Below are 10,645 nucleotides of genomic sequence, written 5' to 3'. Positions count from 1 at the left end.
CATTATTGAGGTTGCCATGAAAATTCGAGACCTGCCCCAGCATTGGGAAGAAACCGCCAAGGGTCGACTGACCCAAACCCAATACGCGATTCATCTGGACGTAGAAGCCGCCGCGCGGCTGGCTGCCCTCGCCGAGATGTACCCCAAGCGCCACACCGAAGAGCTGCTTGGCGAACTGATCGGCGCCGCCCTCGAAGAGCTGGAAGCCAGCTTTCCCTACGTCAAGGGCCAGCAGGTGATTGCCACCGATGAGGAAGGCGACCCGCTGTATGAAGACGTCGGGCCCACACCGCGCTTTCTGACGTTGTCGCGCCGCTATCTGCATGATTTGTCAGCGAGTGCTGACGAATCGCAGCACTGATCTCCCCTTATTCAAACCGATTCAACCCCTGTATTCCGGGCCTTTCAGCGGCCCGGCGTACCACTGCGCGGGGTGAAAGTTCCAATTTTCTGATGCTGACCATTCAGTCAGATATTTTTTTAGGCAAATCGCCATCTCCGCTGAACTTTTGAAAAAAGCATCCGGTCACAGCCAGTAAGCCATCACTTGGAACGCTCGTTTGAACTGGCGTCATGTGCTTAACCGCCGGGCCCGCAAACGAACGCCAGGATGGATTTTTCAGGAGTTATCCAATGGAGTTGAAGACGATGAAGACCAGCACTGCCAAATCCTCGTTTAACCACCTGCGCGGGCTCAAATTGGCCGCGCTGGCAATCGGCACCAGCTTCGTTCTGGCTGGCTGTGCCGGCAACCCGCCGACCGAGCAATACGCAGTGACCCAATCTGCGGTCAACAGCGCGGTCAGCGCCGGCGGTACCGAGTTTGCAGCCGTGGAAATGAAGTCGGCCCAGGACAAGCTCAAAGAAGCCGAAATCGCCATGCACGACAAGAACTACGACAAAGCGCGTCAGTTGGCTGAACAAGCCGAGTGGGACGCTCGTGTCGCTGAGCGTAAAGCCCAGGCTGCCAAGGCTGAGCAAGCGGTGAAGGATTCCCAGAAAGCAGTTGACGAGTTGCGTAAGGAAGGCATGCGCCCGGCTGCTATCCAGCAGAAGTAAGCCGCTGCCCCTTGACTGCATCGCACCTGATATCGAATTGAAAGGACGACACGACTATGCGTAAACAATTGATGATCCCTGCCCTGTTGGCGATGAGCGTTGCCTTGGCAGCCTGCTCCACCCCGCCGAACGCAAATCTGGAAAACGCACGGACCAATTTCACGGCCCTGCAAACCAACCCGCAGGCTACCAAGCTCGCAGCGCTGGAAACCAAAGACGCCAGCGAGTGGCTGGACAAGGCAGACAAGGCCTACCGCGACAAGGAAGACGAGAAGAAAGTCGACCAGTTGGCTTACCTGACCAACCAGCGTGTAGAAGTGGCCAAAGACACCATTTCTCTGCGTGAGTCCGAAGCCAAGCTGAAAAACGCTGGCGACGAACGTGCCCGCGCCCTGCTGGACGCCCGTGACGCGCAGATCAAGCAACTGCAAGACAGCTTGAACGCCAAGCAAACCGATCGCGGCACCCTGGTGACCTTTGGTGACGTACTGTTCGCCACCAACAAGTCCGACCTGAAGTCCAGCGGCCTGGTGAATATCACCAAGCTGGCTCAGTTCCTGCGCGACAACCCAGACCGTAAAGTGATTGTCGAAGGCTACACCGACAGCACCGGTTCCGACTCGTACAACCAGAGCCTGTCCGAGCGCCGCGCGGCTTCCGTGCAACGTGCACTGGCACAGCAAGGCGTGGATATCTCGCGCATCGTGACCCAGGGCTACGGCAAGGAATACCCGGTTGCCGACAACGGCAGCGTATCGGGCCGTGCAATGAACCGCCGCGTTGAAGTGACCATCTCCAACGACAACCAACCGGTCAAGCCACGTTCTTCCGTCGCTAACTGATTGGTTTAAGCGGCATGAAAAAACCCACCTTACGGTGGGTTTTTTTTGGGTTCGTCAAACTGGATGGTGCGGTGAGTATCGTCGGCAGGCATTTCGATTTTGGGGCCATAAGCATTTTGCGACAGCTTATCCATCAGTTGCTTGAGTTCATCGCCCTCAGCGTCTCTGCGCTCCAGCTTCTGATGCTCCCTGGCCATGTCCAACATGTTGCGTATTGCAGCAATGGTTATCGCCACATTCTAGGCCCCGCTTTGTGTAGTTTCATCGCTGTCTGTGGCATCTGACGCGATACGGTTCCAGATATCGCGTCAACAACAAAACCGGTCGCTTGATGCAACCTGAAAAACCGCCAATGAAGGCGGTTTTCCAGAGGCACCCATCAGTAGTCGACGGAGCCTGTACCTTGTGATGGCGGAGACTGGATCTGGCCCTGGCCCTGACCGTCGCTTTGTCCCCCGCTTTGGCCATCTTGTGCGCCTTGACCACCCTGCGCCCCGCCAGCTTTCTGGGCGAGCAGTTTCTTCAGCAGTTCCTCCAATGCCTTGAGAGGATCTTCGCCACCGCCACCGCTACTTCCCTGGTTTTCCTGAGAACCTTTGGATTTAAGCTCCTGAATCTGATTCTTTACATCTTGAATCTGTTGGTCGAGCCCCTGCTGCGAGCCCCCCTGGCGATTGCCGGTATTACCGACACCGCCCAGGCCACCCATGTTTGCACCACCCGATACGCCGTTGATTCCCGCCATAAACGCTCACTCCAACCAATGAATAAAATGGACTGATCGGCAGCGCCAATCAGTCCATATCTGTGGTGGGAGCGTCAGGATGGTTCCGCTCAGCCGGGCGGACTGACAGGTGACAAATCCATAATCTGTAGAGATAACGGCACTTTCCCACGGCGGGGAAGCCGGCCGTCACTGCTGCAGTTGTGGGGTTTCCTGCCCCATGCAACGCACTGCCTGCTTCTTGTTATTCACCAGCACGCCACTCAGGCCTTTCTGGTCGGTGTCGAACATCACCAATACGCCATCAATGCACTGCGCCACTTGAGCGGCAGGGGTCAACGAGACTTTGTAGTCCTCACCCGGCACGGTCTTGAGCATCGTGAAATCGCTGAGCAACAGCGCATCCTCCGGCTTGGCGAAGTGCAGGTAGCCGTAGTACCACAGGCAACCGACAGTACCGATGATGGTGCCGATGCCAGTGAGAATCAGCGGGATCATATTGCGCTCTTCACTCATTGCGGGCTCTCTGATGGGTCAGCTTCAGGTAGGGGATAATTCGGGATTTCGCCTAGACGACGCAGGCCGTTGAAGTGCAGCGGGTCATCCAGGTAACGCAGCATTACGGTTTGCCAGGTCTTGTCGGCAAATGTCTGCACATGCCCACCGCGCGTCAGTTGCAGCACCCTGGGTGCGGGCGCCGCCTGGTACAGGCGGATACCGTTGGACAAGGGCACGATTGGATCATCCAGGCTGTGAAACAGCAGCTTGGGCACGCCAGTCAGTTGGGGCATGGCGTTGATCGCGCTGTCGGCGTCGGGTACCAGCCAGGACAGAGGGACCTGCAACGGCCATGTTAACCAGGACGTGCTCAGGGCAAATTGTCCCACGTCACGATAACTGGCGGGCACACCATCCAATACCAGGGCCTTGAGCCGGGACTGGCGCTCGGGGTGGGCCGCCAGATAATGCACGGCCAACGCACCGCCCAGGCTCTGGCCAAGGACGATCAGCGGCTGGCCGCGGACTTCGGGCGCCTGATCGAGCCAACTGAACGCGGCGTCCACATCCTGATAAATCGCCGGCAATGACGGCTTGCCTTCGGAGAGCCCATAGCCGCGATAGTCGAGCAACAGCACTTGGTAGCCCTGCTCCGGCAACCACCAACTCCCGCCCAGGTGCCAGGCCAGATTGCCACCATTGCCGTGCAGGTGCAGCACCGTGCCTTTGAGTGGCACGCCGGGCTTGGCGGGTAGCCACCAGGCGTGCAGCTTTACGCCGTCGGCGGTGGTGAGGGTGACGTCGCGGTACGCAAGGTGGGCTTTTTCCGGCGTGAACGGCTGGCCGGGCTCCGGGTAGAACAGCAGAGAGCTGCAGCCGTTCAATGTGAGTAGCAGGCAAAGTATGCCGAGGATTCTCATCCGTTGAAGCCTCGTGGGTGAGTTGAAAATAGCCAGCACCCTTACAGGATATTGGAGTAGTCCGCCTCGATGCGGTCCAGGCTCAAATGGTTGAGGAAGTTGGAGAAGCACATCCACGCCGCCAGTGCGTTCATGTCGCGGAACTGTTCGGGCAGGTATTTGGGCGGCACTACCAGGCCTTCATCGACCAGTTGGCGCAAGGTGCGCATATCTTCAAGGGTGGTCTTGCCGCAGAACAACAACGGCACTTGTTCCAACTTGCCCTTGCGCACGGCCAGCTGGATGTAGTTGTAGACCATGATAAAGCCTTTGAGGTAGGACAGATCCTTGGTAAACGGCAAGCCAGTGGGCACCGAGCCACGGAACACGCGACTGGCGTTGCCGTAGCTTTCAGCCATTTCAAAGCCTTGCTCGCGGAAGAATTCGAACACCTGCAGGAAGTCGGCGCCCTCCTCCACCATATGAATGGCGCGGGTGCGGTTGGTCAGTTTGCGCAGCCGGCTGGGGTAGGAGGCGAACGTGATGATCTCCATCAGGATCGCCAGACCTTCCTGGGTCACGGTGGACGAGGGTGGGCCCTTGGACAGGAACGTGCAGATCGGCTGGTTCTGACCATTGAGGGTGGTGCCCACATGCACCAGGCCTTCGTGCACCTCCAGGGCGCGCACGTCACGGTCGTTGAACATCGCGTCGGCGCGGATCTTAATGTAGTCGGCGCCCGCCGCCGCGTCGGCGACGATGCCATCGGATTCGAACACGCGGATGGTTTCTTCGGCCTCGCCGAACACTTTGTTCAAGCGCGTTTGCAGCAAGGCGACGGCGTCCTTGGCGGTCAAGGTCTTGGCTTCGTCCTTGAGGTCGCCACGGCCGTCGATATTGTTCAGGTAGTCCGAGAGCATCAGGCCCAGGTCGGCCAGGGTCGGGTCACCGGCATGGAAGGCGTCGGACGCGGCGCCGTAGAGCTCCTGGGAAATCAGGCCGAAATCCTCGGTGCCACGGGCTTCGAGCATACGCACGACCATGCGGTACTCCCGGCACATACGGCGCATGATCTGCCCCACCGGGCTGAACTGGCCGAGGCGGCGGGTGATGTCGCGCTCGATGTTCTGGAATTCCAGCTTGACCGCACTGGAGTCGAACGACAACGGGCGGTTCAGGTAGTAATCGCGATCCACGGCGGGCATGGCCTTGCCCTTGGCCTTGAGAAAGCCCTGGCGAATATTCTCGTCCCACTTCACGGCGTCGAGGACGCGGATCGGCGTTTGCGCCAGCACAATGCGATCGGACAAGGTGCGTATCGTCTGCTGGTAATCGTCCACCCGGTGCTTCCTCTTTAAACGTGGCCTTGCTGGTATCAGACCGAAGCCAATACCAGGTGCATGTAACGCTTGAGTATCTCCAGCATCTCGTCACCGGTCAGAGGCTCTGCGCCGCCCAACAGGCCCTGATATTCCATCCGACTGATAATCGCCGTCAACACCTTGGCATCCTGTTGCGGCTCGCGGGAGCCCAATACCTGGAAAAACTGCCCGGTGCCCTGCAACAGGATCTGTTGGTGGGAGCGTACCAGTTCGGCCAGGCGCGGATTCAACAAGGCTTCCTGGCGGAAGGCCTGCTCGGCCATCAGGTATTCACGGCGGTTGGCCAGTTGGCGCTGCACGTAGTCGGCGGTCAGCCGCGCAATGTCATCGGCGAGCTGCGAGCGCGATGCCGGGCTGCCATCGCCATACGCGACCATCTCGCGCAGCAGGCCTTCGTTGCGCACCCACAGTTTGCCCATGAAGGCAGCGCTGCGCTCGACGTATTGAGCAAAGGTGTCGGTGAGCAGGTCATCGATGTCTTTGAAATAGTACGTGGTCGCCGACAACGGCACGCCGGCCTCCGCCGCCACGGCCCGGTGGCGCACGGCACGGACCCCCTCGCGGACCACGATGCGCATGGCCGCATCGAGAATGTCTTGCCGGCGTTGTTCACTGCCCCGGCGGCTGGCCTTGCGGCCTTGGTACTGGACGCTTTCAGCCACGGCAGCGGCAATGCCGGCGGCGCCTTCTTGAGCCATTACGCGGTTCACCACACTTCCTCTTTTAAGCGTGACGCGGAGCGTCACAAGATGCATTCCTACGCAGAGCGTGGGAACGATCAACCATCAACAAAACCCTGGCGCTGTTTGCTTGACGCGAGTACACGCCACATAAAAAAGCCGCCTTATAAAAGGCGGCTTCGGATTTCGCTACGGTTACGCTTGTGGCCGCATGTGCGGGAACAAGATCACATCGCGGATCGACGGCGAGTTGGTCAACAGCATCACCAGGCGGTCGATGCCGATACCTTCACCGGCGGTTGGCGGCATGCCATATTCCAGGGCACGTACGAAGTCGGCGTCGTAGTGCATGGCTTCGTCGTCGCCGGCGTCCTTGTCGGCCACCTGGGCCATGAAGCGCTCGGCCTGGTCTTCCGCGTCGTTCAGCTCGGAATAGGCGTTGGCGATTTCGCGGCCACCGATGAACAGCTCGAAACGGTCGGTGACGTTCGGGTTGTCATCGTTGCGACGGGCCAGCGGCGACACTTCGAACGGGTACTGGGTAATGAAGTGCGGCTGTTCCAGCTTGTGCTCCACCAACTCTTCGAAAATCATCACCTGCAGTTTGCCCAGGCCTTCGAAGCCCAGCACCTTGGCGCCGGCTTTCTTGGCGATGGCACGGGCCTTGTCGATGTCGTTCAGATCATCGGCGGTCAGCTCAGGGTTGTACTTGAGGATCGAGTCGAACACCGACAGGCGCACGAACGGCTCGCCGAAGTGGAAAACCTTGTCGCCGTACGGCACGTCGGTAGTCCCGAGAACAAGCTGCGCCAGCTCGCGGAACAGTTCTTCGGTGAGGTCCATGTTGTCTTCGTAGTCGGCGTAGGCCTGGTAGAACTCCAACATGGTGAATTCAGGGTTGTGCCGGGTCGAGACGCCTTCGTTACGGAAGTTGCGGTTGATTTCGAAGACTTTCTCGAAACCGCCGACCACCAGGCGCTTGAGGTACAGCTCCGGCGCGATACGCAGGAACATTGGCAGGTCCAGCGCATTGTGGTGGGTTTCGAACGGCTTGGCTGCGGCACCACCGGGGATGGTCTGCAGCATCGGCGTTTCCACTTCGAGGAAGTCACGCTGCATCAGGAAGCTGCGGATGTGGGCGATGACTTGCGAACGCACGCGGAAGGTCTGGCGCACGTCTTCGTTGACGATCAGGTCAACGTAGCGCTGGCGGTAGCGCTGCTCGGTGTCGGTCAGGCCGTGGTGCTTGTCCGGCAGCGGGCGCAGCGACTTGGTCAGCAGGCGTACGCTGGTCATTTCGACATACAGGTCGCCCTTGCCGGAACGAGCCAGGGTGCCTTCGGCGGCGATGATGTCGCCCATGTCCCAGGTTTTCACCGAGGCCAGGGTTTCTTCGGAAAGGGTCTTGCGGTTGACGTAGACCTGGATACGCCCGGTCATGTCCTGGATCACCATGAACGAGCCACGGTTGAGCATGATGCGACCCGCCACCTTGACCGGGATCGCCGCTTCTGCCAGCTCTTCCTTGGTCTTGTCCGCGTACTGCTTCTGCAAGGCATCGCAGTAGTTTTCGCGGCGGAAGTCGTTGGGGAAGGCGTTACCCTTGGCGCGCTCGGCAGCAAGCTTTTCCTTGCGCAGGGCGATCAGGGAGTTTTCTTCCTGTTGCAGGGCTTGCGGGTCGAGTTGTTGGTCGCTCATGTCTTTTGAAATTCCATCACAGATACGTTTTCCCCAGCCTTCGGCTGGGGATCGCGAGGCAAGGACTAGGCGTCCCCCCCGCTCCTACAGGGTTCTTTAGAGGCCCGATTTGAGGCTGGCTTCCAGGTATTCGTCGATATCGCCGTCGAGCACCTTGTCGCAGTCGCTGCGTTCGATGTTAGTGCGCAAATCCTTGATCCGCGACGCATCGAGCACATAGGAGCGGATCTGGTGACCCCAACCGATGTCCGACTTGGTGTCTTCCAGTGCTTGAGAAGCGGCGTTGCGCTTCTGCATTTCCTGCTCGTACAACTTGGCCCGCAACATTTTCATGGCGGTGTCCTTGTTCGCGTGCTGGGAACGCTCGTTCTGGCAACTGACCACGGTGTTGGTCGGTACGTGGGTGATACGGACGGCCGAGTCGGTGGTGTTTACGTGCTGGCCACCGGCACCGGAGGAGCGGTAGGTGTCGATACGCAGGTCGGCCGGGTTGATCTCGATTTCCACCTTGTCATCGATCTCTGGCGAGACGAAAACAGCGGAGAACGAGGTATGGCGACGGTTGCCGGAGTCGAACGGGCTCTTGCGCACCAGGCGGTGTACGCCGATCTCGGTACGCAGCCAGCCAAAGGCGTATTCACCCTTGATGTGCACGGTGGCGCCCTTGATGCCCGCTACTTCACCGGCGGACAGTTCCATGATGGTCGCGTCGAAACCGCGTTTGTCGGCCCAGCGCAGGTACATGCGCAGCAGGATGTTGGCCCAGTCCTGGGCCTCGGTGCCGCCGGAACCGGCCTGGATGTCCAGGTAGGCGTTGTTCGGGTCCATTTCGTGGCTGAACATGCGGCGAAATTCAAGCTTGGCGAGGTTTTCCTCGAGACGGGCCAGCTCGGCGACGACATCGCCCACTGCGCCTTCGTCATCTTCTTCAACGGCCATGTCCAGCAGGTCGCGGCAGTCGGCCAGGCCGGTGTTCAGCTCGTCGAGCGTGTCGACGATCTGCGCCAGCGCAGCGCGCTCGCGGCCCAGTTCCTGGGCATATTCAGGTTTGTTCCAGACACTCGGATCTTCAAGCTCGCGATTGACTTCGGTCAGACGCTCATGCTTTTGATCGTAGTCAAAGATACCCCCGAATAGTTTCGGAGCGCTCGGACAGGTCCTTGATGGTGTTCAGGATCGGGTTGATTTCCATGGCGGGCAGCACTCGTTGGCGAACTTTTGAAAGCCGGCGAGTATAACGGCAAACGCCTGGAAACGGCAGCCCGCCTGGCCGAAAAGGCGCGGATTGGTACACAATCCCAAGGCCAATGAAGATCTAAATGTGGGAGGGGCGGTGCGACGATTCGACTTGCCCCCGATGGCGGCCTGGCAGCAGACCATTATGTTGGATCAGAGCGAGTACATATCCGTTGCTGCGGTAACGGCGGCTTAGGGTTCCGCCCTTACGGCGGGTCACTTTTGGAAAAGAGCCCCAAAAGTAACCAAAAGGGCTCTTGCCCCACCACTCGGCACCTCGCCTAGGCTCGGTGTGCCCGTAATCCGACATTGATTTGGAGGGCCGCCGCCACGCGCCATCCATGGCGCGGGGCGGCTAAACCGGCATCCCTGCCGGTTTACCCTCCAAATCAATGCCGAATTCCGGCCAGCGTGGTTTAAGGGGGCGCTTAAGATCAAGATCAAGAGCGGCTCGCTTCGCATCGTGGTTACCGGAGGCTGCTGCAAAATTGTGTAGATACCTGTGCCCCGATGCAGTCTGTCTGTCAGTTTATCCTGAGCTGACACACCGCCATCGGGAGCAAGCCCCCTCCCACATTTGGCTCTGAGCCGGCCTTGAGTTACTCGATACCGACCTGATTACGCCCATTGTGCTTTGCCATATACAACCCCTTGTCCGCCGCCATGATCAACTGGCGGCAATCGGTGCCCTGAACGGGTGTCAACGTCGACAGCCCAATGCTGATGGTCAGGCTAGCGCCTTCAGCCGGCGCGATATGCGGAATGTTCAGCGCGGCCACCGCCATGCGCAGTTTTTCCGCGACCAGCCGCGCACCGCCCGGCGAGGTGTTGGGCAGCACCAACGCGAATTCTTCACCGCCGTAGCGCGCCGGCAGGTCCGAAGGGCGGCTGCTGGCTTCACGGATGGTGGCGGCGACTTTGCGCAGGGCTTCGTCGCCTTCGACGTGCCCGAAGCTATCGTTGAAGGTCTTGAAGAAGTCCACGTCGATCATCAACAAGGAGAGCTGGGTCTGGTCGCGCATGGCACGGCGCCATTCCAGTTCCAGGTATTCGTCGAAGTGACGGCGATTGGACAGCCCGGTCAAACCATCGGAGTTCATCAGCCGTTGCAGCACCAGGTTGGTGTCCAGCAACTGTTGCTGGCTGACCCGCAGCGCGCGGTAAGCCGCGTCCCGCTGCAACAGGGTCATGTAGGAGCGCGAGTGATAACGGATGCGCGCCACCAATTCGATATTGTCCGGCAGCTTGACCAGGTAATCGTTGGCCCCGGCCGCAAAGGCTGCGCTCTTGATCAGCGGGTCCTCTTTGGTGGAGAGCACGATGATCGGGATATTCGCCGTGGCCGGGTGATTGCGGTATTCGCGCACCAGGGTCAGGCCGTCGAGGCCGGGCATGACCAGGTCTTGCAGGATCACCGTCGGCTTGATGCGAATCGCCTGGGAGATGGCCTGGTGCGGGTCGGCGCAAAAGTGGAAGTCGATGTTTTCTTCATGGGCCAGGCCGCGCCGCACGGCTTCGCCGATCATGGCCTGGTCGTCGACCAGCAGCACCATGGCGGCGTTTTCGTCGGTCTTGAAGCCGTCGAGTTGTAAATCAATCATGTGCAGTCACCTGAATTACTGCCTGC

12 protein-coding genes are annotated in these 10,645 nt (G+C 59.5%); 3 read left to right on the top strand and 9 right to left on the bottom strand.

Annotation, left to right across the window (positions count from 1 at the left end; translation table 11 throughout):
• Positions 1–16 precede the first annotated feature (16 nt).
• The 3 genes from C4J92_RS06255 (at position 17) to C4J92_RS06245 (ending at position 1,901) form a co-directional block, all read left to right on the top strand.
• Entirely contained in the window at positions 17–361 is a 345-nt protein-coding gene (locus C4J92_RS06255; RefSeq protein WP_124403282.1) for a pilin assembly protein, read from the top strand.
• Between the two features lie 272 nt (positions 362–633).
• Positions 634–1,059 carry a DUF4398 domain-containing protein gene (locus C4J92_RS06250; RefSeq protein WP_124361579.1) on the top strand — a complete coding sequence of 142 codons (426 nt, stop codon included), beginning with the start codon at positions 634–636 and terminating at the stop codon, positions 1,057–1,059.
• A 56-nt stretch (positions 1,060–1,115) separates the two neighbouring features.
• A complete protein-coding gene (locus C4J92_RS06245) occupies positions 1,116–1,901 on the top strand; it encodes an OmpA family protein (RefSeq protein WP_104501912.1) in 786 nt (261 codons plus the stop codon).
• A gap of 29 nt (positions 1,902–1,930) precedes the next feature.
• Here C4J92_RS06245 and C4J92_RS06240 read toward each other — a convergent pair whose 3' ends face one another.
• From C4J92_RS06240 to C4J92_RS06200, 9 genes are all read right to left on the bottom strand, one after another.
• The gene (locus C4J92_RS06240; protein WP_124403281.1) at positions 1,931–2,137 is read right to left on the bottom strand and encodes a hypothetical protein; all 207 of its coding nucleotides are present in this window, start codon (positions 2,135–2,137) and stop codon (positions 1,931–1,933) included.
• A 143-nt stretch (positions 2,138–2,280) separates the two neighbouring features.
• A complete protein-coding gene (locus C4J92_RS06235; protein ID WP_177413177.1) occupies positions 2,281–2,646 on the bottom strand; it encodes a hypothetical protein in 366 nt (121 codons plus the stop codon).
• 168 nt (positions 2,647–2,814) lie between these two features.
• Positions 2,815–3,141, bottom strand: coding sequence for a hypothetical protein (locus tag C4J92_RS06230; protein WP_124361577.1), 327 nt, complete (start codon positions 3,139–3,141; stop codon positions 2,815–2,817).
• Positions 3,138–4,043, bottom strand: coding sequence for an alpha/beta hydrolase (locus C4J92_RS06225; RefSeq protein ID WP_124403280.1), 906 nt, complete (start codon positions 4,041–4,043; stop codon positions 3,138–3,140). Before C4J92_RS06225 ends, C4J92_RS06230 begins: the two co-directional genes overlap by 4 nt.
• A 41-nt stretch (positions 4,044–4,084) precedes the next feature.
• A complete protein-coding gene (locus tag C4J92_RS06220; RefSeq protein WP_124361575.1) occupies positions 4,085–5,362 on the bottom strand; it encodes a flavohemoglobin expression-modulating QEGLA motif protein in 1,278 nt (425 codons plus the stop codon).
• 35 nt (positions 5,363–5,397) lie between these two features.
• A complete protein-coding gene (locus C4J92_RS06215) occupies positions 5,398–6,114 on the bottom strand; it encodes a TetR/AcrR family transcriptional regulator (RefSeq protein WP_124366085.1) in 717 nt (238 codons plus the stop codon).
• Between the two features lie 165 nt (positions 6,115–6,279).
• Positions 6,280–7,782, bottom strand: a complete 1,503-nt coding sequence (lysS, locus tag C4J92_RS06210; RefSeq protein WP_124369851.1) for a lysine--tRNA ligase — start codon at positions 7,780–7,782, stop codon at positions 6,280–6,282.
• Positions 7,783–7,878: 96 nt separating this feature from the next.
• A protein-coding gene (gene prfB, locus C4J92_RS06205) for a peptide chain release factor 2 (protein WP_100226016.1) occupies positions 7,879–8,974 on the bottom strand; the annotation gives its coding sequence in 2 pieces (ribosomal slippage) (positions 7,879–8,901 and positions 8,903–8,974; 1,095 coding nt in all).
• A 643-nt stretch (positions 8,975–9,617) separates the two neighbouring features.
• On the bottom strand, positions 9,618–10,619 hold the full coding sequence (locus C4J92_RS06200) for a PleD family two-component system response regulator (protein ID WP_124366083.1): 1,002 nt from the start codon (positions 10,617–10,619) through the stop codon (positions 9,618–9,620).
• Positions 10,620–10,645: the final 26 nt, after the last annotated feature.

Origin of the sequence: Pseudomonas sp. R3-18-08 (genome assembly GCF_003852065.1) — a bacterium.
In the GTDB taxonomy this organism is placed as follows: domain Bacteria; phylum Pseudomonadota; class Gammaproteobacteria; order Pseudomonadales; family Pseudomonadaceae; genus Aquipseudomonas.
Note: the sequence above shows the minus strand (reverse complement) of the source record. Positions and strands in the feature narration are given on the sequence as shown.